Source organism: Rhizobium redzepovicii, assembly GCF_019793435.1.
Classification (GTDB): Bacteria; Pseudomonadota; Alphaproteobacteria; order Rhizobiales; family Rhizobiaceae; genus Rhizobium; species Rhizobium redzepovicii.
The window spans coordinates 99,448-125,016 of the sequence record NZ_JAILYH010000004.1 but is presented as its reverse complement, the minus strand read 5'-3'; the positions used below and the strand labels follow the sequence as shown (position 1 = coordinate 125,016).

Sequence of the window (25,569 nt, the reverse complement as noted above, 5' to 3'; positions counted from 1 at the left end):
AATTTCCGGAGGAAACCGGAGTGGATATGATGACGAACACCGCCAGTTCCAGCGGAGGGCTGCCCTCGCCCGCGCATGTCAACAGTGAAGGGCCGAAGGTGCTACGGGCCGGTTATATTCCGCTCGTCGATGCATCGGTACTGATAGCGGCGGCGGAATTCGGCTTCGCGCAGAAGGAAGGCTTGACGCTCGATCTCGTCAAGGATGTCTCCTGGGCGAATGTGCGCGACCGCCTAGCATTCCGCCAGTTCGACATCGCCCATATGCTGTCGCCGATGCCGGTCGCCTCCATGCTCGGTCTCGGCTCCAATCCCTCGCCGACGATCACACCGTTTTCCCTTGGGCGCGGTGGCAATGCGATCACGCTGTCGACGCGGCTCTTCGACAGGATGCGGGATGACGCCCGATTGCCGGAGATGGCAAGCGCGCTGGATAACGCCCATGCCCTGGCCCAAACGATCGCGGCGATAAAGGCGCGCGGCGCGCCGCTGCCGACGTTCGGGGTTACCTATCCCTTCTCCTCCCACAATTACGAATTTCGCTACTGGCTAGCGGCCGGCGGCATCGATCCCGACAGGGACGTCAAGCTCGTCGTCGTGCCGCCGCCGCTCACCTCGGACGCACTGGCAGCCGGCGCGATAGATGGCTTCTGCGTCGGCGCGCCGTGGAACATGGTCGCCTCGGAGCGCGGTGTCGGCCGCATCGTCGCCGCCAAACAGGACATCTGGCCCTCGGCCCCGGAGAAGGTGATCGGTATGCGGCCGGATTGGGCGGAGAGCCATCCGGAGACCGTTTCCCGGCTGATCGTGGCGCTCGACGCGGCAGCCCGTTGGTGCGACATGCCGGACAATCACGACGCGTTGGCGGCGGTCCTCGCCGATCCGCGCTATATCGCCGCCCCTGTCGGCATCATTCGCCGCGTTCTCGCCGGCGAATTCAACCTCGATGCGAAGGGCAACCGGCGCATTATCGCCGATTATTTCCAGTTTCATTCCGGCTTCGCCAATTACCCGAGACCAAGCCATGCGCTGTGGATCTACAGCCAGATGATCCGCTGGGGACAGGCCGAGACCAGCCTCAACAAGGCGCGGGCCGCCGCCTCCGCCTACCGTCCCGATCTCTATCGCAGAGCGCTCGGCGACGCCAATGCACCTGATGACGCCGACATCCGCATCGAGGGCAATGATGAAGGCGATTGCTTCATGGACGGCCACGTCTTCGATCCGGCGGAACTGCCGGACTATGTTGCGAGCTTTGCCGTCAAAAGCGCCCTGCCCTTCGCCTCCCACAGCGATGAGACCTGATCCATGCCGACCTGCACAAAACGCCAGCAATGTTCGATGCCCACCATCACCGCAACGCACAAAAGATTTGCACGTTTTTTGGCAGCCGCAAAAACGTACAGACGACCAGTTTTTAGAAATTCCATTTCTATTCAGTCACTTAAAGAAACAACACTAAACTGGCACGCAGTTTGCAAGGATACTGGTGCACAGATCAATGGCGATCAGCGCAGTATGAGGGCGCAATAGTCGCTCCGAGAAGACCATGAATTCGGCGTCCAACGGCGGGCGCCACCAGCAAAGCCGCTGATCAGGATATTTCGCGCGCCTCGTGCATGCGCAGCCTGACCAGCGGCTTTTTGTTTTTAACCCCCCCAGCAATGGATCGGCACGACCTTGTCGCGCTACGGAGAAGCCATGTCTGTCATCGAGAAAGCGCAGCCCATGTCCGCCGGCGAACCAGCCAAAGCATTGTGGATTTCCACGGTCGCCTTCACGCTCTGTTTCGCCGTCTGGACGATCTTTGCGATCATCGGCATCCGCATCAAACAGGACCTCGGCTTGAACGAGGCGGAGTTCGGATTGCTGATCGGCACCCCTGTTCTGACCGGTTCGCTTGTGCGCATCGTCCTCGGCATCTGGACGGGACGTTACGGCGGCCGTCTCGTTTACACCCTCACCATGCTTGCCGCCGCGGTGGCGACCTTCCTGCTCTCCTACGCCCAGACTTATACGCAGATGCTGATCGCCGGCCTCGGCGTCGGGCTTGCCGGCGGCTCCTTCGCGGTCGGCGTTGCCTATGTCTCGCCTTTCTTCCCGGCGGAAAAGCAGGGCACGGCGCTCGGCATCTTCGGCGCCGGCAATGTCGGCGCGGCTGTGACCAAATTCGCTGCTCCCTTCGTGCTGCTCGCTTGGGGCTGGCAGGCGGTTGCCGAGATCTGGGCCGTCTGTCTGGCGCTGATGGCCATCGTCTTCTGGTTCACCACGTCAGATGATCCGGCCTTTCGTCTTCGCCGCGAGCGCGGCGTCGCCTCCAAGAGCCTCGCTCAGGAATTCGCGCCGCTGCAGAACGTCCAGGTCTGGCGTTTCTCGCTCTACTATTTCTTCGCCTTCGGGGGCTTCGTAGCCCTGTCCTTGTGGCTGCCGCGCTATCTGGTCGGCGTCTACGGCTTCAACCTGGAAACTGCCGGCATGATTGCGGCCGCCTACTCCATCCCGGGCAGCATCTTCCGCGCTTTCGGCGGCGTGCTGTCGGACAAGAAGGGGGCGCGCAGCGTGATGTATGCGATGTTGGCCGTCTCGGCCGTAGCCACTCTCATCCTGTCGCTGCCGGCTACGACCATCACGCCTGTTATCTTCATCGTCGTCATCTTCGTGCTCGGCTTCTTCATGAGCCTCGGCAAGGCCGCCGTCTACAAGCACATTCCGGCCTATTACCCTGAAAGCGTCGGCGCCGTCGGCGGCATCGTCGGGATGATGGGCGGTCTCGGCGGCTTCATCCTTCCGATCGCCTTCGGCCTCCTCAAGGACATGACCGGCCTTTGGTCCAGCTGCTTCCTGCTGCTCTTCGCAATCGTCGCGATCTCGCTCGTCTGGATGCACCTGTCCGTCAAGCAATTGTCGCGCCAGGGGGCCTCGGCGCCCGTGGCTGCAACCTGATCTAAGGACTAGGAAACATGACAGAAAAACTCGTCATCATCGGCAATGGCATGGCGCCCGGGCGCATGCTGGAGCACCTCCTCGAACGGGCGCCCGGACGCTATGAAGTTACGATCTTCAATGCCGAGCCGCGCGTCAATTACGACCGCATCATGCTGTCGCCGGTTCTCTCGGGAGAAAAGGACTACGAGCAGATCATCATTCACGGTGACGGCTGGTACATCAAGCACGGCATCATGCTCTACAAGGGCCACAAGATCGTCAACATCGACCGCGATGCCAAGACGGTCACCTCTGACCACGGCGTAACCGAAAGCTACGACAAGCTGGTGATCGCCACCGGCTCCGTGCCCTTCATCATCCCGGTTCCCGGCAAGGATCTGCCCGGCGTCATTACCTATCGCGATCTCGACGACGTGCAGGCCATGCTGCTTGCCGCCCAGTCGCGCGAAAAGGCGGTCGTCATCGGCGGCGGTCTTTTGGGCCTCGAAGCGGCAGCTGGCCTCGCCCAGCGCGGCATGGACGTCACCGTCCTGCACGTCATGCCGACGCTGATGGAGCGCCAGCTCGATCCCGCCGCCGGCTATCTGTTACAGAAGGCGGTCGAGGAACGCGGCATCAAGGTCATCTGCAAGGCCAATACCAAGGCGATCATCGGCAATGGCAAGGTCGAAGGCATCGAACTCGACGACGGCCGCATCATCCCGGCAACCCTCGTCGTCATGGCCGTCGGCATTCGTCCGAGTGTCGGCCTGGCGAAGGACGCCGGCCTTGCGGTCAATCGCGGCATCGTCGTCGATGCCGGCATGCAGACTTCGGATGGCGATATCTTTGCGCTCGGCGAATGCGCCGAGGTGGGCGGCATGGTCTACGGCCTCGTCGCCCCGCTTTACGAGATGGCCCGCATTGCCGCAGCACATCTCTCGGACGACCATTCGCCGGCTTTCGTGCATGCGGACACGCCGACCAAGCTGAAGGTCACCGGCATCGAACTCTATTCGCTCGGTGATTTCGCCGATGGTGACGACCGCGAGGAGATCGTGCTGCGCGATGCCAGCGCCGGCGTCTACAAGCGCCTGGTGCTGAAGGACAACAAGATTATCGGCACCGTGCTTTACGGCGAGACCGCCGACGGCGCCTGGTTCAACGATCTGAAGAAGAAGGCGACCGATATTTCGGAGATGCGCGAGACGCTGATCTTCGGTCAGGCCTATCAGGGAGGGTCGCCGCTGGACCCTATGGCGGCCGTTGCAGCCTTGCCGGATGACGCGGAGATTTGTGGCTGCAACGGCGTATGCAAGGGCAAGATTACCTCGACGATCACCAGCAAAGGGCTGACGTCGCTCGACGACGTGCGTGCTCATACCAAGGCATCCGCCTCTTGCGGCTCCTGCACCGGCCTCGTCGAACAACTGATGGCGCTGACGCTTGGCGACGGCTACAATCCGGCCGCCGTGCAGCCGATGTGCACCTGCACCGAACTCGGCCATGACGATGTTCGCCGCCTGATCAAGGCGAAAGGCCTGAAGAGCATTCCTGCCGTCATGCAGGAACTGGAATGGAAGACCTCCTGCGGCTGCGCCAAGTGTCGGCCGGCGCTCAATTATTACCTCGTCTGCGATTGGCCGGACGAATATGCCGACGACTACCAGTCGCGCTTCATCAACGAGCGCGTCCACGCCAACATCCAGAAGGACGGCACCTATTCCGTCGTTCCCCGCATGTGGGGCGGCGTCACCAATGCGAACGAGCTGCGCGCCATCGCCGATGTCGTCGACAAGTTCGAGATTCCGATGGTCAAGGTCACGGGCGGCCAGCGCATCGATCTGCTCGGCATCGAGAAGGAAGATCTGCCCGCCGTCTGGGCCGATCTCGGCAAGGCCGGCTTCGTCTCCGGCCAAGCCTATGCCAAGGGCCTGCGTACAGTGAAGACCTGCGTCGGTTCGGACTGGTGTCGCTTCGGCACCCAGGACTCCACCGGTCTCGGCATCCGCATCGAGAAATTCATGTGGGGCTCGTGGACGCCGGCCAAGCTGAAAATGGCCGTGTCCGGCTGCCCGCGCAATTGCGCCGAAGCAACCTGCAAGGATATCGGCGTGATCTGCGTGGATTCCGGTTTCGAGATCCATTTCGCTGGCGCAGCCGGTCTCGACATCAAGGGCACCGAGGTGCTCGGCCTGGTGAAGACCGAGGACGAGGCGCTGGAGCATATCGTGGCGCTGACGCAGATGTACCGCGAGCAGGCCCGCTATCTCGAGCGCATCTACAAATGGGCCAAACGCATCGGCCTGGATGAAATCCGCCGCCAGATCATGGACGATGCCGAAAAGCGCAAGGCCTATTACGACCGCTTTGTCTTCTCCCAGAAATTTGCCCAGGTCGATCCCTGGTCGGAGCGTGTTTCCGGCAAGGACAAGCACGAATTCAAGCCGATGGCGACGATCGGCTATCCGCAGGCAGCCGAATAAGGAGATGGACATGAACTGGATCGCAATCGGTGACATCTCCGATATTCCCCTGCGCGGCGCGCGCTGCGTGAAGACGCCGCAGGGCAAGATCGCCGTCTTCCGCACGGCCGAAAACGAGGTCTTCGCCATCGAGGATCACTGCCCGCACAAGGGCGGCCCGCTCTCCCAGGGCATCGTGCATGCCAAGGCGGTCACCTGCCCGCTGCACAATTGGGTGATCTCTCTGGAAACTGGCAAGGCGCTCGGCGCCGACCAGGGCGAGGTGCGGACCCTACCGGTCCGCAATGAGGACGGCGCCCTGTTCATCGCGCTGGAAAGCCTGTTGATGGCGGCTGAATAATGGCGGCTGAGGTCAAGACCACCTGCCCCTATTGCGGCGTCGGCTGCGGCGTCATCGCCACGGTCGACGAGGCCGGCGCCGTCACCGTCAAAGGAGATCCCGAGCATCCGTCGAATTTCGGCCGGCTGTGCTCGAAGGGTTCGGCGCTTGCCGAAACCATCGATCTCGACGGCCGGCTGCTTTACCCCGAAATCGCAGGCGCGCGCAGCGGCTGGGACGAGGCGCTCGATCTGGTTGCCCGGCGTTTTTCCGATACGATCGCCGAATACGGGCCCGATTCCGTCGCCTTCTATGTCTCCGGCCAGTTGCTGACCGAAGATTACTACCTCGCCAACAAGCTGATGAAGGGTTTCATCGGCTCGGCCAATATCGACACCAATTCCAGGCTCTGCATGTCCTCATCCGTGGCCGGGCATCGCCGCGCCTTCGGCGCCGATACCGTGCCTGGGACCTATGAAGATATCGAACTTGCGGATCTGGTGGTGCTCACCGGCTCCAACCTCGCCTGGTGTCATCCCGTCATCTACCAGCGGCTGGCCGCCGCAAAAGCGGCGCGGCCCAACATGCGCATCGTCGTCATCGATCCGCGCCGGACGATGACGTGCGATATCGCCGACCTGCATCTGGCCATCCGTCCGGACGGCGATGTCGCGCTGTTCATGGGACTGCTTGCCCACCTCGCGACAAGCCCTGCGATTGACCAGAATTATATCGCCTCCCATACGGAAGGCTTCGCCAGCGCCTTTGCTTCAGCCGCAGCACTCGATATCAACGATCTGCTGGAACGAACCGGCCTGCCGGCCATGCAGATCCGGGAATTCTTCCGCCTTTTCGAAACGACGTCGAAGGTTGTGACCTGCTACAGCCAGGGCGTCAACCAATCCTCGTCCGGCACCGACAAGGTCAATGCCATCCTCAACTGCCATCTGGCGACCGGCCGCGTCGGCCGCCCCGGCATGGGCCCCTTCTCGCTGACCGGCCAGCCGAACGCTATGGGGGGGCGCGAAGTCGGCGGTCTCGCCAACATGCTTGCCGCCCATATGGCGATCGAAAATCCTGAAGACCGCGACCGCGTTCAGCGTTTTTGGGAATCGCCAGTAATCGCCGCCAAGCCCGGCCTGAAGGCGGTCGACATGTTCCGCGCGGTGGCCGACGGGCGCATCAAGGCGCTCTGGATCATGGCCACCAATCCTGTTGTCTCGATGCCGGACGCCGATAGCGTCGAAAGCGCGATCGCCGCCTGTCCCTTCGTCGTCGTCTCCGACATTCTGAGAGAGACGGATACGGCCCGGCACGCGCAGGTGCTTCTGCCCTCGCTCGGCTGGGGCGAGAAGGACGGCACCGTCACCAATTCCGAACGGCGCATTTCCAGACAGCGGCCGTTTCTCGACATGCCCGGTGATGCCAAGGCCGACTGGTGGCAGCTTGCGGAAGTCGGACGCCGCATGGGATTTGCCGCCGCCTTCGATTTCGACGCACCGGCCGAGATTTTCGCCGAACACGCCGCCCTGTCCGCCTTCGAAAACAACGGCAGCCGCGACTTCGACATCGGCGCCCGCGCCGGTATCTCGGGCAACGCTTACGAGGAGCTGTCGCCCTTCCAGTGGCCGCAGGCGGCAGGGACAGAACCCGGCATCACCCGCTTCTTCGCCGATGGCGGTTTCTACCATGCCGACGGCAAGGCGCGCTTCGTCGCGGTGGAACCGCCGGCAACGGATCGCACCAATGCCGACTTCCCCTTCACGCTGAATACCGGGCGCATCCGCGACCAGTGGCACACGATGACGCGAACCGGAAAGAGCGCCCGGCTGTCCGCCCATATCGCCGAACCCTTTGCCGAGATCCATCCGCGCGACGCGATCGAGACCGGCATATCGAGCGCCGGCCTCGTCGAGATCGACAGCCCCCACGGCAAGGCGATCGTCCGGGCGCTGGTGACCGATCGCCAGGCCCGCGGCGGCATTTTCGCGCCGATGCACTGGAACGACCAGTTCGCGGCAAAAGCGCGGATCGACGCCGTGGTCGCGCCGATCACCGATCCCTTTTCCGGCCAGCCGGCGTCGAAGAACGTCGCTGTCGCCGTCCGGCCCTTCCCCGCCAGCCATTACGGTTTCGCCGTCTCGGCGACAAAACCCGTAACACCTGACGCGGCCTATTGGGCGCTGGCGAAAGCCGAGGGCGGCTGGCGGCTGGAGCTTGCCTTCGACCGGACCGTCGAAGACTGGACGGCCTGGTGCCGGGCGGTTTTCGCCATTCCTGATGAGATCGAACCGCTGGGTTATGCCGACCGGCAAACCGGCGACCTCCGGCTCGCCTTCTTCGATGGCGAGACGCTGCTCGCCGCATTGTTCCTTGCTCGCGAGCCGGTCGCCGTGGCGCGCAACTGGGCGATCTCGCAGCTCTCCGCCGCACATGATGATCTGAGGAAACGTTTTGCACTCGTGGCAGGCCGTCCCGGCGCCGGCAGGCCGGATCCGGGAGCCACCGTCTGCTCCTGCTTCAGCGTCGGGGTCAACCAGATCGCCGCCGCCGTGCGCGGCGGATGCCACAGCGTCGAGGCGGTCGGCAAGGAAACGAGTGCCGGAACCAATTGCGGCTCGTGCCGCGGCGAAATCGGCAGGATCATCGATCGCTGTCTTGCCGCCGCCGCGGAGTGAGAGGCCGGAAACGCGGCTGATGTCAGGCCGCGTTCGGCACGATAAACATCTTGTGGTCAGCTGAGATGCAGACCGAGATCTCGTCATAGGATGCGAAGGTCGGGTGCGGCGTTTCCATCTTGTCATGATGGGTTGCCGTGACGACCATGACATCGGCGCCCGCCGCCTCGCCGGCAGTAATGCCGGCGGCGACATCCTCGAACACCAGGCAGTCCTGGGTGCTGACGCCGAGGCGTTCGGCGCCGAGAATATAACATTGCGGATCGGGTTTTCCGACCTTCACATCCTCAGCCGTCACCATGAATTTCGGCAGCGACAGGCCCGCCGCCTCCAGCCGCCGGTGGGCAAGACGCAAGGGCGAAGAGGTGACGATCGCCCAGCGATCCGGCGGCAGCGAGCTCAGGAATGCCGCGGCACCCGAAATGGCAACGACATCGCCGACATCGGCGATCTCGGCCTCGGTCACCAGCCTGGCTTCATGTTCGGGATCGACGCCCGGCAGGTTCAGCCGGGCGATCGTGTCGACGCCGCGCGATCCATGCATCTTCGGCAGAAAGTCGGCGACATCGAGCCCCTGACGCCTTGCCCAGTCGCTCCAGACACGTTCGGCAGCACGGATGGAATTGAGGATGGTGCCGTCCATATCGAACAGGAAGGCGGCATAAGGCTTCTCGAAGCCGCGGGGCATCGGTTGGGACAAAAGGCTGAATCCTTCAGGAAAAGAGTCGGACGGTGGTCGCTATCGCCCGATGAAGCGGCAAATCATCGCCTTTTGCAAGCTTTCGCCGGGACAGGTCAGCTATACCAGGCGGCAAGCCCTGCCTGCACGCATCAACGCAGCAGCTTCAGCGAGCCAGTCAGCGAACGGATCCACTTCGTCGGGCCGGCGAGCCCGATGCCGTCGATGATTTCCGAGGAGAGGTCGCGCGCTGGTATCGAAGCCTCATAATCGGCATAGACATGCAGGGCGCGGGCAAAACGCGGGAATGGCACGACCAGTGCGCCATCGGGCGCCGGCAACGCCTTGTGCAACAGCGATCTCAGATCGGCGGCCGCCGCCTGCAGCACCGGGACCGGCTTGTTGGCACTGACATGAAATATCCGGCCGGTCAGGTCGGTCAATTGCGCGCCGGCAAGCGCCGGCGCCGCAGCGCCGAGGCCGATCGACAGCACTGCGATTGTATTGGCGAGTTCGCCGGTCGGCAGCGCCGGCTCGACAATCACTGCGACACGCCAATCCTCACCCGTCATCCCTCATTCTCCACGCTTGGTTCGGTTTTCCCAACCTATCGTAAGGCATAGAAATATCCTGCCTATTCCTGTCGCGACCCGGGCGATTTTGGTAGGATCTTCCTATCTATCGATGAAGCTAGAAAGGATTTACCGATCATGGAATTCGAGCCGGGAGATATCCGAATTTTGAAGGCGCTCCAGAGCGAGGGACGGCTGACGAACCAGGAACTTGCGGAACGCGTGGGGATGTCGACCTCGCCCTGCTGGCGCAGAGTAAAACGGCTTGAAGAGGCCGGTGTCATCCGCAGCTATCAGGCTCTCGTCGATCGTCGCGCCGTCGGCCTCGGCGTCCTCGCCTTCGTGCGTGTGCAGATCGACACGCATTCCCATGACGAGGCCCAGCGCTTCGAGCGCGAGGTCGGCGAACTGGAGGCGGTCATCGCCTGCTATTCCGTTGCCGGTGAGGCCGATTTCCTGCTGCAGGTGGTCGCTGCCGATCTCGACAATTATGCCGAATTCGCCATGACGGTGATCCGTCGCCTGCCCGGCATCAAGTAGATGCATACGATGTTCGTGCTGAAGGACATCAAGGCATCGACGATCCTGCCCGTGCAGCTATCGAGCGCCAGCCGTTAGCGGTGAAGCGCAGAGATCGTCGCCAAAACCGCTACACAGTTTTGCTGGAATTGCTCTAAAAGGCTGTGCTGCTGGTGGCAATCAAATTGCAGGAGAGGCGCAGGCCAATCGGGTCATGGCAGGGCTGTTCGGCGCTGGCGGCAAGTTCCGGCCCGGCCCGCGCGTCGGCGCGCAGATAGGCCTGTGTCGTCGGATCGATACGCGTCGGAATGGCAGTCCACAACGAGGGGCGGCCGACGTCGATCGCTGATATGCCGGCCTTCTCGCGGCCCATGGCAGAGGACGCGATTGCCATGCCACTGGCCGTCAGGGCGAGTGCAAGGGCAATCTGCAGACCGAGATCTGCGGCCTCGCGCGGGGAAACGAACATTGCGGCCTCATGCTGCGGATTGGCGTTTCGTCATGCACTAAGGCAGGTGGCAGAGGCGATCCAGCAGCTTCCGCCGTTAAGGTTTATGCGTAACCATGCAAGGCCTGCGTGCAGATTTTTCGCAATTTTCGGAACAATGATTCCGGCAGGCGGTTACCCCAGGGTCATCCAAGATGAAAATCAAAGGAGGATATCCTCATGAACAAATCCCTTATCGCCGCTTCGCTGCTTGCGATCGGCATGGCATCGTCAGCCTTTGCCCAGTCGAATCCCGATCCGATCGGGCCGACCAACGGCGGCTCGACCGATCCGAGTTCGGGTAGCTATTCATCCGATTACACCAACAGTAACAACGGCATGTATCCGGTGCGCGTCGCGCCGGTTGATCCGATGACAACACAGAGCATCGGCCAGCCGCAAACGATGGAATGCGCCGGCATGCCGCAGCAGAGGTCGGGCGTCGATACACGCGGCGGCGAAAGCGGCGCCTCGATCAGCGAAGCCTGCCGCGAATACGACAACTGACAGGCACTTTCGCTCCCTACATGTCGCGCGAACGCGCGCCACATTTGGAAAAGGCCGGTTCACGCCGGCCTTTTTCATGTCGTCGCCACCACGATGAAAAGCTTTCCCTCCGATGAAACTTTTGATCCGAGCGTTCCGTACATCCGTAGCAGGGTGCAAAGACAAGAGCAGGGAATGGCTTCATTGGCAAAGGACGCGATAAAACCTGTCATTTTATGGTTTCGCAGGGATTTGCGCCTTGACGACAATCAGGCGCTGAATGCCGCCCATCTCTCCGGGCGACCGATCATCCCCCTTTATATCAACGAGCCGGCGTCAGCCGGCACGGGTCCGCTCGGCGCTGCGCAGGCCTGGTGGCTGCATCATTCGCTGGAAGCGCTTGATAGATCATTGCACGAGCGGCAGGGCAGGCTGGTGCTTGCCAGCGGAGAAGCGCTGGAGGTGCTCCGCGCCGTCATCAAAAAGAGCGGTGCCAAAGCCGTTTTCTGGAACCGGCGATACGATCCCTCGGGCATTTCGGTCGACACCCACATCAAGCAGGAATTGGAAAAACAGGCGATCGAGGCGAGAAGTTTCGGCGGCCAGCTGCTGCACGAACCGTCCAGGCTGATGACCGGCAGTGGCACGCCCTATCGGGTCTATACGCCGTTCTGGCGCGCGCTGGAGGGTGCGGGCGAAGCCGAGCCGCCGCTAGAGGCGCCGGCGAAGCTGCGGCTGGCATCGCAGCGTCCGGCATCGGAAACATTGAAGAGCTGGAAACTGCTGCCGACAAAGCCGGACTGGGCGAAGGACTTTACCGATCTCTGGACGCCGGGCGAGCAAGGCGCAAGAGAGAGGCTCAGCGCCTTCGTCGAGGAAGAACTCAAGGGCTACAAGGAAAACCGCGACTATCCTGCGAAACCGGCGACCTCGATGCTGTCGCCGCATCTGGCGCTCGGCGAAATCTCCCCTGCCCGCATCTGGGATGCTACGCGCGGTCTGTCGAACCGGGTGCCGGCGGCCGACATCGTGCATTTCCGCAAGGAGATCGCCTGGCGGGAATTCTCCTACCACCTGCTTTTCCATTTCCCGCGTCTTGCCTCGGAGAACTGGAACGATCGTTTCGACGGCTTCAAATGGCGCTACGACGACGGCGATTTCGAGGCGTGGCGCCGTGGCATGACCGGCTACCCGATCGTCGATGCCGGCATGCGCCAGCTCTGGCGTCACGGCTGGATGCACAATCGGGTGCGCATGATCGTCGCCTCCTTTCTCATCAAGGATCTGATGATCGACTGGCGCGACGGCGAGGCCTGGTTCCGCGATACGCTGGTCGATGCCGATCCCGCCAACAACGCGGCAAGCTGGCAATGGGTGGCGGGCTCGGGAGCCGACGCTTCACCCTTCTTCCGCATCTTCAATCCGATGCTGCAGGGCGAGACTTTCGATCCCGACGGCGACTATGTCAGAGCTCATGTGCCGGAACTTCAACGGCTCGGGGTAAAATACATTCACCGGCCGTTCGAGGCGCCGAAGAGCGCGCTCGACGAGGCCGGCATCATCCTCGGGCAGACCTATCCGAAACCGATCGTCGACCATGCCAGCGCCCGCGACCGAGCGCTCGCCGCTTACAAAGCCACAAAGGACGCCGCATGAACGCGCATTTCCGCCCCGCCTCGCGCCGGCTGAAGATCGCCGTCATCGGCTCCGGCATCTCCGGCGCCTCGGCGGCCTGGGCGCTCGACCCCGTGCACGACGTAACGCTCTACGAGAGCCAGGCGCGGGCGGGCGGCCATACGGCGACGGTCGACGTCGATTATGACGGTGTTCGGATTGCGGTCGATACCGGCTTCATCGTCTATAACGAACCGAATTATCCGAACCTGACGGCCCTCTTTGCCGAACTCGGCATCGCCACCCATGCAAGCGACATGAGTTTTTCGCTCTCGCTCGACCGCGGCAGGCTGGAATGGAGCGGCGGCGGGCTGTCCTCGATCTTCGCGCAGAAGCGCAACCTGCTGCGGCCGTCGTTCCTGTGGATGATCCGCGAGATCCTGCGCTTCAACCGCACCTGCCTCGAAGACCGGGCCGCCGGTCACCTCGCCTCGCGCTCGATCGGCAATTATCTCGACTGGCGCGGCTTCTCGCCCGGCTTTACCAACAATTATCTCGTGCCGATGGCGGCGGCGATCTGGTCGACACCGTCGGCCCGCATGCTGCAGTTCCCGGCCGAATATTTCGTCAATTTCTTCGACAATCACCGGCTGATCTATCACCGCCAGCACCAATGGCGGACGGTGACCGGCGGCAGCCGCAGCTATCTCGACCGGCTGCTGCAGCCGCTCGGCGGACGGGTGAAACTGTCCTGCGGCATACGCGGGGTGATCCGTTCGGAGAACGGCGTCACGCTTATCGACGAGACCGGCAGCCAGCGTGCCTTCGACAAGGTGATCCTTGCCTGCCACAGCGATCAGACGGCACGCCTGCTCATCGATGCCACCGACCGGGAACGGCTGCTGCTTGCCGCCATTCCCTACCAGCCGAACCGCGTCGTCCTGCACCGCGACCAAAGGCTGATGCCGCAGCGGCGCAAGGTCTGGGCCTCGTGGAACTATCTGCGCTCCAGCCGGGAGGATGGCAAGGCGGGTGTCGCCGTCACCTATTGGATGAACCGGCTGCAGGGCATCGACGATGGTTTGCCGTTGTTCGTCACGCTCAATCCCGACCGCGAGCCGGATCCCCGCATGGTATTTGCGGAATTCACCTATGAGCATCCGCAATTTTCGGCTGATGCCATGGCGGCGCAGCGGGCGCTCGCCGCCATCCAGGGTGAGAACCATTGCCATTTCGCCGGCGCCTGGATGGGATATGGATTTCATGAGGATGGCCTGGTTTCCGGCCTGGCGGCAGCCGAGGCGCTGGGTGGCATCATTCCCTGGCGAACGGCGCGAAGCCGGCAACCGCAACCGGATGCAGCGGCATGAGCGGACGAGGCAAAAAGCGCGGCGTCAGCATGAGCGGCAACGGCGCTGCGCCGGATGCGGCGGCCGCGCTCTATGTCGGCGACATCATGCATCAACGCCTGAAACCCTTCGGTCATCGTTTCCGCTACCGCGTCTTCTCCCTGCTCGTCGATCTCGATCGGCTTGAAGCAGCCGATCGGCTGTCGGCGCTGTTTTCCGTCAACGGTCGCAATCTCGTCTCGTTTCATGAAAATGACCATGCCGACACGGCGAACACGCCGCTGCGCGCCTATGCCGACCGGCTGCTCGCTGAGGCCGGGCTCGATCGCGCGGCAAGGATATTGCTTGTCTGCTATCCCCGCATTCTCGGCTATGTCTTCAACCCGATCTCCGTCTATCACGCCTATGATGGCGGCGGCGCCCTCGTCGCGATGATCTACGAGGTGCGCAACACTTTCGGCGAGCGACACAGTTACGTCTGTCCCCTCAGTGATGGTGAAATGTCGGACGGCGGGCTCCGTCAGAGCTGCGACAAGCTCTTCCACGTCTCGCCCTTCATCGGCATAGCGGCGCGCTATCACTTCCGCATGCTGCCGCCTGGCGCGGAAATCCGCTGGCGCATCCTCGAAACCGACGGCGAAGGGCCGCTGCTTGCGGCGACATTCTCAGGACGGCGGCTGCAGTTGACAAGCGCCGCGCTGCTTCGGCTGACGGCGCTCATCCCTTTCCTCCCCTTCAAGATCGTGGCCGGCATCCATTGGGAAGCGCTGAAACTGTGGCTGAAGGGCGCGCGTTATATCAGCCGTCCGGCGCCTCCGCCTGCCGTCAGCATTCACCGGCCCCGGCCGCTTGCGGACACCGCGGAATGACCTTGCAGCGCCGGGCGTTCCGACACGACGCGCAAAAGCGCTGCAGCGCTTTGAACGGCTGCATAATTTTTCCTTAATTCGATTTCCGATTGAGGAAATTATGCAGTAGCCTTGCCGAATAATGGCCGGAGGCCGCCCGAACATCGTCACGGATGTATCGTCGTCCCTAACCGGCAAGAAAATGCTGGAGGAGGAAAGATGAGCAAGGCGCAGGATTGGAATGTACTGGCCCGTGACGCGGTGACGCTGACGGCCGAAAATATATCCCGTCTGGTGAAGGGGCTGCCGTTCAAGGCGAAGCTGGCGCTGCGCGGACTTCTGCGCATGCAGCACGGCTCGCTTGCAGTCACCCTGCCCGACGGCCGCAGGCTGCTGATCGAGGGCAAGCAGGCCGGGCCGAAGGCGGCTCTCAGCCTCAACAACTGGAACCTTGCCTATCGGGCCCTGACGAGTGGCACGATCGGGGTTGCCGAAACCTATATGGACGGCGACTGGGACAGCCCCGACATCGCCGCCTTCCTCGAACTTTTCCTCGTCAACGGCGAAGCCGTCTACAGCTATGCCAATGGCAAGGGCGGCATTGGCCGCCTCGTCGAGCGCGTCCGCCATTGGATGAACACCAATACCAAGACGGGATCGAAGCGTAACATTTCCGCCCATTACGATCTCGGCAACGATTTCTACAGGCAGTGGCTCGATCCGAGCATGACCTATTCCTCCGCGCTCTATTCGACAGGGGCCAACGACCTGCAATCGGCGCAGAATGCCAAATACCGCGCGCTTGCCGAGGCGACCGGCATCAGGCCCGGCGATCACGTGCTGGAGATCGGCTGCGGCTGGGGCGGGTTTGCCGAATTTGCAGCAGGCGAACTGAACTGCAAGGTGACCGGGCTGACGATCAGCCGCGAGCAGTTGGCCTTTGCCGAGGAGCGCATCCGCAAGGCCGGTCTCGGCGACCGTGTCGAATTCCGTTTCCAGGATTACCGCGACGAGACCGGGCTTTACGACCGGATCGTCTCGATCGAGATGTTCGAAGCGGTCGGCGAGAAATACTGGCCGTCCTATTTCTCCAAGCTCCGGCAATGTCTGAAGCCGGGCGGCAAGGCCGGCCTGCAGATCATCACGATCCGGCCGGAGGCCTTCGACCAGTATCGCAGCAACCCCGACTTCATACAGAAATATGTCTTTCCCGGCGGCATGCTGCCGACGCGCAACCATCTGGCGGAACTTGCCGGCAAGGTCGACTTGTCACTGGTCAGGGACTTCGGCTTCGGGCTCGACTATGCCCGCACGCTTGCCGAATGGCGCGAACGCTTCTGGTCGGTCTGGGAGCGCATCCGCCCGATGGGCTTCGACGAGCGTTTCAAGCGGCTCTGGGAATTCTATCTGTTCTATTGCGAGGCCGGCTTCCGCGCCCGCAATATCGATGTGCGCCAAGTGGTGTTCTCGCGCAGCTGATCATTCCGCCGGATGCGGTGTCGCCGGATGGTGACCAGCCGATGACGGCCGCTCGCGCCAGCCGGTCACGCGGTTCACCAGCATGAAATAGACGCTGTAGGGAAGCATGCGCGCAAGCTTCAGCATCATGGTGAAGCGCCTGGGGAAGGAGATCTCGAAGGCCTGCGATTTCAGCCCGGCGGCAATCTGCCGGGCGGCTTCGTCGGTCGACACCAGGGACGGCATGGGAAAGGCGTTCTTCCGCGTCGCCGGTGTGTCGACGAAGCCCGGGCAGATGAGCTGGATGCGGATGCCCATCTTGTCGAGATCGAATTTCAGGCTTTCGGCCATATTGATCAGCGCCGCTTTGGTGGCACCGTAGGCAGCGCCCGTCGGCAGGCCGCCATAGCCGGTGACGGAGGAGACGATGGCGATCTGTCCCTGCCCTTTCGCCTTCATATGGCGGACTGCCGGCAACAGACAGTTGACGACGCCGGAGAGATTGACGGCGAAGCTCTTTTCGAAATCGGCGCGGTTCAGGTCCTCAGCATGAACAGGCAGATAGACGCCGGCATTGAGGATCGCCATGCCGAGCGTGCCGTGCTCATATTCGATGGAGGCCATGATATGCTCCATGTCCTCGGCATCGGTGACGTCGCCATCGAGAACGACGATGCTGCCCGCAAGGCCGCTGGCCTCGGCCTGCAGTTCGACCAGCTTTTCATGGCTTCGGGCGGTGACGGCGACCTTGTATCCTTCGTCGGCAAGCTTCAGTGCAAGCGCGCGGCCGATGCCGGAACTCGCACCCGAGATCCAGACGAGTCCATCTTCGGGACGGGCGGTGAAATCACGCATGACATGTTCCTCCGGTTCTGCCTGACCAACCGAAAACAGGTCCGGAAAGTTCCCTTCTCTTCCCGGATTTACGGCTCTATCACACCATTGTGGCTGCTTTCAGCCGATCAGGTCGCCGATCATCTGACGAAGGGATCCGGTGAGCTTCACCGGCCCGTCCGAAACGGCAAAGGCGATGCAGGGCCTATCCTTTTCGGCGACCGGCCGATGGTCGACCGTCTCGTCGGCAATGGAGATGTCGCCGGGGCCGAAACGGCCGCGTTCATCGTTGAAGGCGCCGTCTAGGATGAGGATCAGTTCCATGCCTTTGTGGGTGTGCGCCGGCAAAGCGCGGCCCGGGCGGATCCACATCAGGTTGACCTCGCAGCCGTCGAATTCGAGGGAATATTCCTTGAAACCCGGCAACCGCTTGCGCCACGGCACGTCCTCGACCTCGAAGCCGACGAAATCGCGCAGCGCTTGTGGAAAGAGCGCATTTTCCGGCCGTTTGGCCGCCTGCTGCGCTGCGACCGGAGCGGCAGAGGAAAAGATTGCCTGAAGCTGCCGGTCGCGGTCGGCAATGGCGGTTTCACCAGCGCTTTCCAGCGCCTCCCCAGCCAGCAATTCGAGGCTGTCCACCAGGCTGTGATTGTCGGGCTTCATTTCGAGATGGGATCGTACCAGCACCCGCGCCGGCTCGGGCAAGGAACCGGCGACATAATGCGCCATCAATGCATCGATCGTGTCGATCTGCTCGTGAATCATACCGGTTTCGGTCACGCCCTGTTGCCGCGCTCCGTTTTCGCTTTGTCGTCATCCGTACGGGGAAAGTCAATCTTCGGATCACCCCACGCATGGCGGGATTGCGGGCCATTCATCATTTCGGGGGAGGAAGGCCAAATTTTATCGTGCCCGACAGGGGCGTGGAATAGCATTTCTTGCCAACGCAGCCTTGTGAAGGGAAAAGACCGTTCCTAAAGTAAGAGTTCGAATAGAGGCAGATTCCATGACCTTCCACCCTTCCGTCCTCGAAGCCATCGGCAATACGCCCCTGATCAAACTCAAGGGCGCGTCGGTGGCGACCGGCTGCACCATTCTCGGCAAGGCGGAGTTCCTGAACCCCGGCCAGTCAGTGAAGGATCGTGCCGCGCTCTACATCATCCGCGACGCGGAACGGAAAGGGTTGCTTCGGCCCGGCGGCCTCATCGTCGAAGGCACGGCCGGCAATACCGGCATCGGGCTGACGCTGGTCGCCAAGGCGCTCGGCTACCGCACCGTCATCGTCATTCCGGAAACGCAGAGCCAGGAAAAGAAGGATGCGCTGAAACTGCTCGGCGCTGAACTCGTCGAAGTGCCCGCCGTTCCCTACAAGAACCCGAACAACTACGTGAAGGTCTCGGGGCGGCTCGCCGAGCAGCTGGCGAAAACAGAGCCGAACGGGGCGATCTGGGCGAACCAATTCGACAATGTCGCCAACCGCCAGGCGCATATCGAAACCACCGCTCGGGAAATCTGGAACGATACCGACGGCAAGGTCGACGGCTTCATCTGCTCCGTTGGTTCCGGCGGCACGCTGGCCGGCGTCGCTGCCGGCCTCAAGGCTTTCAATGCGGACGTCAAGATCGGCATTGCCGATCCCGACGGCGCTGCTCTTTATGAGTTCTATCAGAACGGTGCGCTGAAATCCGAGGGCTCTTCGATCACCGAGGGCATCGGCCAGGGCCGCATCACCGCCAATCTCGAAGGCTTCACGCCTGATTTCTCTTATCGGGTCTCCGATGCCGAAGCGCTGCCCTATCTCTTCGACCTCGTCGAAAACGAAGGCCTGTGCCTCGGTGGCTCGACGGCGATCAACATTGCCGGCGCGGTCAAGCTCGCCCGGGATCTCGGACCCGGCCACACGGTGGTGACGATCCTCTGCGACTACGGCAACCGCTACCAGTCGAAGCTCTTCAATCCGGATTTCCTGACCTCGAAGGGACTGCCCGTTCCGGGCTGGATGGCCAACTCGCCCGATATAAACGTTCCCTACGAGCCCGCGTGAGACCCCATGCCCGTCAATGCCCTCTATCGTGACGACTTCTATCTCTCGACATGCGAGGCGGTCGTCACCGCCGTCCACGAAGACGGGGGCATCGAACTCGACCAGACCTGCTTCTATGCGACATCAGGCGGCCAGCCGGGTGATACGGGCGAGCTTGAACGCGCCGACGGCACCAAGATCGTGTTGGGCCAGACGAAGCACGGCCCGAGCAAGGACATCGTCATCCACGTGCCGCTCGAAAACGAGCCGAGGCCTCTGGTTGGCGAGACGCTGGTGCTGCACGTCGACTGGCAGCGCCGTTACAGGCTGATGCGCATGCACACGGCCTGCCATCTGCTGTCCGTCGTCTGCTCGTATCCGATCACCGGCGCTGCCGTCGGCGAGGAGGAAAGCCGTGTCGACTTCGACATGGCCGAGACGATCGACAAGGACGAAGTGACGGCCAAGCTGATGGAACTGGTCGGCGAGAACCATCCGGTCTATCTGCAATGGATTACCGACGAGGAGCTTGCAGCCACTCCCGACATCGTCAAATCGAAGAATGTGCGCCCGCCGATCGGGCTCGGGCGCGTCAGCCTCGTCTGCATCGGCGAGAACTCCTCGATTGACAGCCAGCCCTGCGGCGGCACACATGTTTCGGAAACACAGGAAGTCGGCCAGATCCATATCGCCAAGATCGAAAAGAAGGGCAAAGAAAATCGGCGCTTCCGCATCCGATTCGGCACGCCCGGCGACGAAGCCTGACCATCAAGGGAGAGCATCATGAGTGAGACCAAAAGCCGTTTCGTCGTATCGGCCGACTGGCTGCAGGCCGAACTCGGCAAGCCGGATCTGCGCGTCGTGGACGCCTCCTTCTATCTGCCGGCGCAGAAACGCGATGCCGATGCCGAATATGCGGCCGGCCATATTCCCGGCGCCATCCGCTTCGACCAGGACAAGATCGCCGACCATTCGACGTCACTGCCGCACACGATCCCCTCGGCCGATTATTTTGCCGCCGAAGTCGGCCGGCTCGGCATCAGCGAGAACGATCGCATCGTCGTCTATGACGGCATCGGCCTGTTCGCCTCGCCGCGCGTCTGGTGGCTGTTCCGGGTGATGGGCGCAAAGAACGTCTTCGTGCTCGATGGCGGTCTCGACGGCTGGAAGGCCGAGGGCCGCCCGCTCGAAACCACCCTGCCCAGCTATTCGTCGGCGCGTTTCACGCCCGATTTCGACGAGAGCCGCGTGGTGACGCTCGATACGATGCGCGACATCGTCTCCAGCGGCGCGATGCAGATCGCCGATGCCCGCAGCGCCGGCCGCTTTGCAGCCGCCGAACCCGAACCGCGTGCCGGCATGCGCTCCGGCCATATGCCCGGCGCTCGCAGCCTGCCATCCAGCGTCTTCGCCAACCAGGGCCGGTTAAAGTCGCTGCCCGAACTCAGGCAGACGATCGAGGACGCCGGCATTGATCTTTCAAAGCCTGTCGTCACGTCCTGCGGCTCGGGAATCACCGCCGCCATCATCACGCTGGCGCTGGAATCGCTCGGCCATCACGACAACAAGCTTTATGACGGCTCGTGGAGCGAATGGGGAAGCCGTGACGATACGCCCATCGTCACCGGTCCGCCGACGCCGGTCAAAGTCTGATCGCCATGGGAAAGGCATCCGCTTCGCTGAAAGCTCACATCACCCGGCTCGAAATGACGGCGCCGCCAAAGGCAAGCATGCCGGTGCCCGTCAACATCCAGACGGCGATCATGCGCGCTCCCGAGATCCCATTGCCCTTCTACCGCTATCTCTACCGGCAGGTGGGTGCGCGTTGGCAATGGGTGGACCGGTTGCGCATGAGCGACGAGCAGCTTGCCGAGACGCTGAACGACAAGCGCAACAATATCAGCGTTCTCTATGTGAACGGCGCACCCGCCGGCTTCTACGAATATTTCTGCGAAGACGAGGATATGATCGAGCTCAGCCATTTCGGCCTGATCGAACATGCGCTCGGTCTCGGCATCGGCAAATGGTTCCTGCTGCAGGCGCTCTATGCCATCTGGTCGCTCAATCCGAAGCGGGTCACCACCACCACCAACAATCTCGACCATCCGCGTGCGCTGCAGCTCTACCAGATGTACGGCTTCTCCCCCGTTTCGACCGGTACCGGCATCGTCCGGCCGCTCAGCGACAAGGAGCTTCTGGAGCTTGCGCGGAAAAGCTGACGGATGCTTTCCTGACGTAGGCAGAACTGGTTAACGCTGCGTCAGGCTGTTCGGGCGGCGCGGGTCGTTGCGGCGCTCGAAATCGAGCGTGCGGCCCGACTGTTCCTTCAGTTCCGCCACTTCCCGCCGCAGGGCTCTCAGCTCTTCCAGTATTTCTGCATTCTGTTGCGCCAGCAGCGCCAGATCGACGTCGGCCAAGGCCTTCTCCTTTCGCCTGACAACGTACGTCCAGAAGATACTCCGCTTTTCACTCTCCGGCGATCTCTTATGCAGACGCAGGCAAGAATCGGGTGGCTTGCCCGCTCGTACAGGTGCATTTCATGGCGATCACAAAGGAGATCTGCCATGACCGCCATTCGTTTTGTTGCCATGCCGACGACCGACGCCGAACGCCTCTGGAACGGCGGCCGCGACGCCTATGACAGGCTGCCCGAGACGATCGTCTCCGATGGTCCCGGCCATCCCTGCCGCCATTGCCTTCAGAATATCGATGCGGGCCAGGCGTTGCTGGTCTTTGCCTACCGGCCCTTCCCCGAGCTGCAGCCCTATGCCGAAACCGGCCCTGTCTTCCTGCACAAGCAGCCTTGCGCACGTTATGCCGCCGAAGAGATCATGCCGCCGATGCTGACGACGAGCCGTGACTTCATCGTCCGCGGCTACAGCGAGAACGACCGCATCGTCTACGGTACCGGCGCGGTGACTGAGATCGGCGATATTCCGGCCTATGGCAAAGAGCTGCTGGGACGATCTGATATCGCCTATGTGCATGTGCGTTCCGCGCGCAACAACTGCTTCCAATGCCGGATCGATAAGGTAAAGGCGCCGGTCCTGGCGGAAACCGGCGCCTGATAGGCGGAGGGCGAAGCGCAACAGGAAGTCGTCAACTCGCCCGCGCGCTCCTTCTGCCGTGATCGCCGAGGCGGTTTCTGTTTCCCCTGACGAATGCTGTCGGGATCGCGCACCCTCGAATCCTATTAAACGCCACGCAAGGCAATGATCCGCGAACCTGCGGCCGCCTGCCGTTGGTGTGCGAGCGGCGCATATTCGGGCGATGCAAAGAGACCACGGATGGCATCCATATCGTGAAACTCGATGATCAGCATATTCGTCGCCTGCCAGCCTTCGAGTTCGAGCGGCGCGTCATCGAGCGCAATGAGGCGGCCGCCGGCCTTTGCCACCAGAGGCAGGGCCTTGGAGCGGTAATCGGCAATGGCTTCGGGGTCGTGGATATCGAGATCGACAACGAGATAGGCGGACATGTTCATATCCTTTCAATCAATGTGAAGTTTAGGGATGTTTTTTTGCGTGCAGCGGCGCGCTTTATGGCAAGTGCCGCCACTTGACCATGCGCTTCCGGAGATCGAGTGTGCTGCCATCCACGGTGAAGCTGCCGTCACCGCGATGATGCATGGTCCGTCGTTCCTTGCGGCTCTCGTCAATCCGGATCCTCTTTGCTTCGAGGATGAAGAGATTGTATCGCTCGACGAAGCTCGGATCGGCAACACGGCATTCGATATTGGCAAGGCAGTCCACCAGCAACGGCGCCGCGACATCCTTTGCTGGACGAGTCCTCAGGCTGAACCGCTCGAACTTGTCCACCGTGTCACCGGAGCAATTACCGATGTCCACCACGGTTTCGGCAAGATCGACGGCTGGAATCGCGATCACGCATTCGCCGGTCTTTTTCAAGGTCTGGTGGCTGAAGTCCCAAGGGCCGATGACGCAACCGATCAGCGGCGGTGCATGCTGGATCATCATGTGAAAACCCATCGTCATCACATTGGGCGTTCCCTCAAGGCTCGTCGTCACAAGAACGATCGGACCGGGTTAGAGCAGGCGATAGGTCTGGGAAGCGGAAATCTCATTCATCGTCCGGCTCCTTCGCGAGTCTCTTCCCCGCATGTATGCGGGGAAGCTGAAAGACCTTCTGGTGTGGTTACCAGCCCTGTTCGACCGGCAGAACGAAGAGTTCCGCGACATTCACATGGGCAGGCGCCTGCGCCGCGAAGACGATGGTGTCGCCGATATCTGCGCCCTGCAGGAACGTCATCTGCTTGGCAAGGTCGTCCATCTGCTTGATATAGCCAGGCTCCGTGATGTGATCATACAGCTCGGTCGCCACGGCGCCTGGCTGGATGCAAGTCACCCGAATGTTGTGCTTCTGGCCCACTTCCATGCGCAGGCCATCGGAGAACGCGGCCACCGCATGTTTGGTGGCGCAATAAACCGACAGGCCTTTGAAGACCTTGCGGCCAGCAATCGACGACATGTTGAAGATGTGGCCCGAATGTTGATTGATCATCTGCGGCAGAACTGCAGCAGTGGTGTTCAGCAGGCCTTTCACATTGACGTCGACCATCCGGTGCCATTCGTCGACTTTGAACTGATCCACATCCGAAAGCGGCATCAGGCCAGCATTGTTGACGAGAATGTCGATCGAACCATAGGCACCCACCAGCTTTTTGACGCCGGCTTCGACGGAGGCTGGATCGACCACGTCCATTTCGATGACGAGGGCTTCACCGCCCCCAGAAGCGATCTCCTTTTGGAGGCCTTCAAGTTTGTCGGTGCGACGGGCGGCGATACCGACCTTTGCGCCGGCCTCGGCGAGCTTCAACGCGGTAGCGGCACCGATGCCGCTCGAGGCGCCGGTGACCAGCGCGATTTTTCCATTGATATTCGTCATGGTTTATCTCCTTGACTAGGCGCCCTTCCAACCGAAAGGACGGTCATGTTCGACAAGGAGGAACATAAAGAGGAGTGATCGATCCCTCTCTCGGGACCTTGCGAGACCTGTCGGGATCTTGCTCAAATCCGCAAGGACCAAGCTGAAATGCTAAAGCATGTCGCACAAAAGTGTGCAGCGGTTTTGCGACAACGACATGCGTAGAAACTGAGACCTAAAGCGCAATGAGCGAATCTGAAAAAGATCGCGACGCGCTTTAGCTGCGACGGTAGTCGCTGGGGGAGACGCCAGCCTCCCGGCGGAAAATCTGAGCAAAATGGCTAGGGCTCGAATACCCCACGGACATGCCGATCTCGATGATGCTGGTGCTGGTTTCCTGCAGAAGTTGCTGGGCTTTGGCTATGCGTTGGCGAATGAAATAATGGGATGGAGAGAGGCCGGTGGCCTTCTTGAAGAGGCGGCTGAAGTGAAAAGCGCTCATGCCGGCCGTTTGCGCCAGACGTGCGAGATCAAACGGCTCTTCAAGGTTGGCTTCCATGAATGCGATCGCCCGCCGTAGCTTGGCGCCCGGGAGGGCATTTGACGGCCGTGCCTCTGCGTCGAATGTTGCATATTGTCGGATAAGGTGAACAGCGAGCGTCTGCGCCAATCCCTGCACGAAGAGCCGACTTCCCTGCCCTTCTGCCGTCAGTTCAGCATGGATCAGTTCCAGCATGCTGGAGAGATGTTGGTCGCGGCCACCCGATATGTCGCGCAGGCGCATGGCGCTGGCAGCCTTGCCGAGAACCCCTTCCGCCACCCGGTCAAACAACGGAACGGAGAGATAGAGATGCATTACCTGGAAAGGTTCGTCTCCCTCGGCGTGCCAGCGCATTTCGTATGGCGTAGGCGACCGCGTCAGAAAAAAGTCCCCGACTCTGACTGTATTGGCCTCCCACTCCCCGCCCAGATCGCGTTCCTCGACACATGCCTGACCTGAGATCACCCAAACAACGAGAGGCTCGGCGACCGCTGGGACAAGAAAGGGATGTTGCACCTTCAGGCGGGAAAACACCTGCACGAATATATCAGTCCAGGCTGGTCCATCCCCGCTGACAAGTGTCCTGCCGGCAATATATGTTTCGAGGCCGATAGGTGATGTTCGAAGCGGAACCGGCGATGTTTGCTCTCGACTATCAACCGTCATTGCTGCTCCGTTTGGATGGCGACTGCCCATCGGCATGATACGATGGCAACTGATCGGGCGGGACACAACTCGTCGCGCTGCGTGACGAGGAAAAGCATAGCCCCAACGCCGCCAACGGTCGCGGTTCGATTACAGGTGCGCCGTCATACAAAGAAGGCGGCATCCCTTCGGATACCGCCCTGCCGGCCGAAAATAGCGCAGT

The 25,569-nt window shown here is 61.7% G+C and carries 25 protein-coding genes and 1 pseudogene; 16 read left to right on the top strand and 10 right to left on the bottom strand.

The genetic code is table 11. The features are described 5' to 3' along the window. Nucleotides 1-20: 20 nt before the first annotated feature. The 5 genes from K6N12_RS07655 to K6N12_RS07635 all read left to right on the top strand — a co-directional run bounded on the left by K6N12_RS07655 (nt 21) and on the right by K6N12_RS07635 (nt 8,407). Nucleotides 21-1,304 (top strand): CmpA/NrtA family ABC transporter substrate-binding protein, encoded by a 1,284-nt coding sequence (locus K6N12_RS07655; protein ID WP_179867101.1) that lies wholly within the window; start codon nt 21-23, stop codon nt 1,302-1,304. A gap of 396 nt (nt 1,305-1,700) precedes the next feature. Further along, nucleotides 1,701-2,942 (top strand): MFS transporter, encoded by a 1,242-nt coding sequence (locus K6N12_RS07650; protein ID WP_097625257.1) that lies wholly within the window; start codon nt 1,701-1,703, stop codon nt 2,940-2,942. A gap of 17 nt (nt 2,943-2,959) precedes the next feature. Then, a complete protein-coding gene (gene nirB, locus K6N12_RS07645; RefSeq protein ID WP_097625256.1) occupies nt 2,960-5,410 on the top strand; it encodes a nitrite reductase large subunit NirB in 2,451 nt (816 codons plus the stop codon). A gap of 4 nt (nt 5,411-5,414) precedes the next feature. Then, complete coding sequence (gene nirD / locus K6N12_RS07640; RefSeq protein ID WP_097625255.1) at nt 5,415-5,750, top strand: nitrite reductase small subunit NirD; 336 nt, start codon at nt 5,415-5,417, stop codon at nt 5,748-5,750. Next, nucleotides 5,750-8,407 carry a nitrate reductase gene (locus K6N12_RS07635; RefSeq protein WP_097625254.1) on the top strand — a complete coding sequence of 886 codons (2,658 nt, stop codon included), beginning with the start codon at nt 5,750-5,752 and terminating at the stop codon, nt 8,405-8,407. Before nirD ends, K6N12_RS07635 begins: the two co-directional genes overlap by 1 nt. A gap of 22 nt (nt 8,408-8,429) precedes the next feature. Here the strand turns inward: K6N12_RS07635 and K6N12_RS07630 are convergent, their stop codons facing one another. Further along, complete coding sequence (locus tag K6N12_RS07630) at nt 8,430-9,107, bottom strand: HAD family hydrolase (RefSeq protein WP_097625253.1); 678 nt, start codon at nt 9,105-9,107, stop codon at nt 8,430-8,432. Between the two features lie 131 nt (nt 9,108-9,238). Next, nucleotides 9,239-9,658: a DUF2000 domain-containing protein gene (locus K6N12_RS07625; protein ID WP_097625252.1), complete on the bottom strand. Its 420-nt coding sequence runs from the start codon at nt 9,656-9,658 to the stop codon at nt 9,239-9,241. A gap of 138 nt (nt 9,659-9,796) precedes the next feature. On the opposite strand from K6N12_RS07625, the pseudogene K6N12_RS07620 reads away from it, so the two are divergent. Further along, nucleotides 9,797-10,276 (top strand): annotated as a pseudogene (locus tag K6N12_RS07620) (Lrp/AsnC family transcriptional regulator). Nucleotides 10,277-10,331: 55 nt separating this feature from the next. Here K6N12_RS07620 and K6N12_RS07615 read toward each other — a convergent pair. Next, complete coding sequence (locus K6N12_RS07615; RefSeq protein ID WP_097625250.1) at nt 10,332-10,646, bottom strand: hypothetical protein; 315 nt, start codon at nt 10,644-10,646, stop codon at nt 10,332-10,334. Between the two features lie 198 nt (nt 10,647-10,844). On the opposite strand from K6N12_RS07615, the gene K6N12_RS07610 reads away from it, so the two are divergent. The 5 genes from K6N12_RS07610 to K6N12_RS07590 all read left to right on the top strand — a co-directional run bounded on the left by K6N12_RS07610 (nt 10,845) and on the right by K6N12_RS07590 (nt 16,440). Continuing rightward, nucleotides 10,845-11,171: a hypothetical protein gene (locus K6N12_RS07610; RefSeq protein ID WP_097625249.1), complete on the top strand. Its 327-nt coding sequence runs from the start codon at nt 10,845-10,847 to the stop codon at nt 11,169-11,171. A gap of 183 nt (nt 11,172-11,354) precedes the next feature. After that, nucleotides 11,355-12,806, top strand: a complete 1,452-nt coding sequence (locus tag K6N12_RS07605) for a cryptochrome/photolyase family protein (protein WP_097625457.1) — start codon at nt 11,355-11,357, stop codon at nt 12,804-12,806. Then, entirely contained in the window at nt 12,803-14,134 is a 1,332-nt protein-coding gene (locus K6N12_RS07600) for an NAD(P)/FAD-dependent oxidoreductase (RefSeq protein ID WP_097625248.1), read from the top strand. Before K6N12_RS07605 ends, K6N12_RS07600 begins: the two co-directional genes overlap by 4 nt. Beyond that, nucleotides 14,131-14,982, top strand: coding sequence for a DUF1365 domain-containing protein (locus K6N12_RS07595; RefSeq protein ID WP_097625247.1), 852 nt, complete (start codon nt 14,131-14,133; stop codon nt 14,980-14,982). The genes K6N12_RS07600 and K6N12_RS07595 overlap by 4 nt, the downstream gene beginning before the upstream one ends. Before the next feature lie 198 nt (nt 14,983-15,180). Next, the gene (locus K6N12_RS07590; RefSeq protein WP_003587031.1) at nt 15,181-16,440 is read left to right on the top strand and encodes an SAM-dependent methyltransferase; all 1,260 of its coding nucleotides are present in this window, start codon (nt 15,181-15,183) and stop codon (nt 16,438-16,440) included. Here K6N12_RS07590 and K6N12_RS07585 read toward each other — a convergent pair whose 3' ends face one another. Together K6N12_RS07585 and K6N12_RS07580 are read right to left on the bottom strand one after the other, a co-directional pair. Beyond that, the gene (locus tag K6N12_RS07585) at nt 16,441-17,274 is read right to left on the bottom strand and encodes an SDR family NAD(P)-dependent oxidoreductase (protein ID WP_097625246.1); all 834 of its coding nucleotides are present in this window, start codon (nt 17,272-17,274) and stop codon (nt 16,441-16,443) included. 99 nt (nt 17,275-17,373) lie between these two features. Further along, nucleotides 17,374-18,033 (bottom strand): ChrR family anti-sigma-E factor, encoded by a 660-nt coding sequence (locus K6N12_RS07580; RefSeq protein WP_179867100.1) that lies wholly within the window; start codon nt 18,031-18,033, stop codon nt 17,374-17,376. Between the two features lie 226 nt (nt 18,034-18,259). Here K6N12_RS07580 and K6N12_RS07575 point away from each other — a divergent pair, with 226 nt between their 5' ends. The 4 genes from K6N12_RS07575 to K6N12_RS07560 are packed head-to-tail and all read left to right on the top strand — an operon-like array spanning nt 18,260 to nt 21,495. Next, entirely contained in the window at nt 18,260-19,297 is a 1,038-nt protein-coding gene (locus tag K6N12_RS07575; RefSeq protein ID WP_097625244.1) for a cysteine synthase A, read from the top strand. A gap of 6 nt (nt 19,298-19,303) precedes the next feature. Next, nucleotides 19,304-20,041 (top strand): alanyl-tRNA editing protein, encoded by a 738-nt coding sequence (locus K6N12_RS07570; protein ID WP_097625243.1) that lies wholly within the window; start codon nt 19,304-19,306, stop codon nt 20,039-20,041. Between the two features lie 18 nt (nt 20,042-20,059). After that, entirely contained in the window at nt 20,060-20,929 is an 870-nt protein-coding gene (gene sseA / locus K6N12_RS07565; RefSeq protein ID WP_097625242.1) for a 3-mercaptopyruvate sulfurtransferase, read from the top strand. A gap of 5 nt (nt 20,930-20,934) precedes the next feature. Further along, a complete protein-coding gene (locus tag K6N12_RS07560) occupies nt 20,935-21,495 on the top strand; it encodes a GNAT family N-acetyltransferase (protein WP_131711709.1) in 561 nt (186 codons plus the stop codon). Nucleotides 21,496-21,525: 30 nt separating this feature from the next. Here K6N12_RS07560 and K6N12_RS07555 read toward each other — a convergent pair whose 3' ends face one another. Then, nucleotides 21,526-21,732 (bottom strand): hypothetical protein, encoded by a 207-nt coding sequence (locus tag K6N12_RS07555; RefSeq protein WP_343228872.1) that lies wholly within the window; start codon nt 21,730-21,732, stop codon nt 21,526-21,528. A gap of 108 nt (nt 21,733-21,840) precedes the next feature. Between K6N12_RS07555 and K6N12_RS07550 the strand changes: the two genes are divergently transcribed. Continuing rightward, nucleotides 21,841-22,344: a DUF1203 domain-containing protein gene (locus tag K6N12_RS07550; protein ID WP_097625240.1), complete on the top strand. Its 504-nt coding sequence runs from the start codon at nt 21,841-21,843 to the stop codon at nt 22,342-22,344. Between the two features lie 125 nt (nt 22,345-22,469). Here K6N12_RS07550 and K6N12_RS07545 read toward each other — a convergent pair whose 3' ends face one another. From K6N12_RS07545 to K6N12_RS07530, 4 genes are all read right to left on the bottom strand, one after another. Further along, nucleotides 22,470-22,754 (bottom strand): DUF1330 domain-containing protein, encoded by a 285-nt coding sequence (locus tag K6N12_RS07545; RefSeq protein ID WP_027684966.1) that lies wholly within the window; start codon nt 22,752-22,754, stop codon nt 22,470-22,472. 61 nt (nt 22,755-22,815) lie between these two features. Next, nucleotides 22,816-23,313, bottom strand: a complete 498-nt coding sequence (locus K6N12_RS07540) for a flavin reductase family protein (protein ID WP_239620416.1) — start codon at nt 23,311-23,313, stop codon at nt 22,816-22,818. A gap of 118 nt (nt 23,314-23,431) precedes the next feature. Further along, complete coding sequence (locus K6N12_RS07535; protein ID WP_097625239.1) at nt 23,432-24,181, bottom strand: SDR family oxidoreductase; 750 nt, start codon at nt 24,179-24,181, stop codon at nt 23,432-23,434. 256 nt (nt 24,182-24,437) lie between these two features. After that, on the bottom strand, nt 24,438-25,367 hold the full coding sequence (locus tag K6N12_RS07530) for a helix-turn-helix domain-containing protein (protein WP_097625238.1): 930 nt from the start codon (nt 25,365-25,367) through the stop codon (nt 24,438-24,440). Nucleotides 25,368-25,569: the final 202 nt, after the last annotated feature.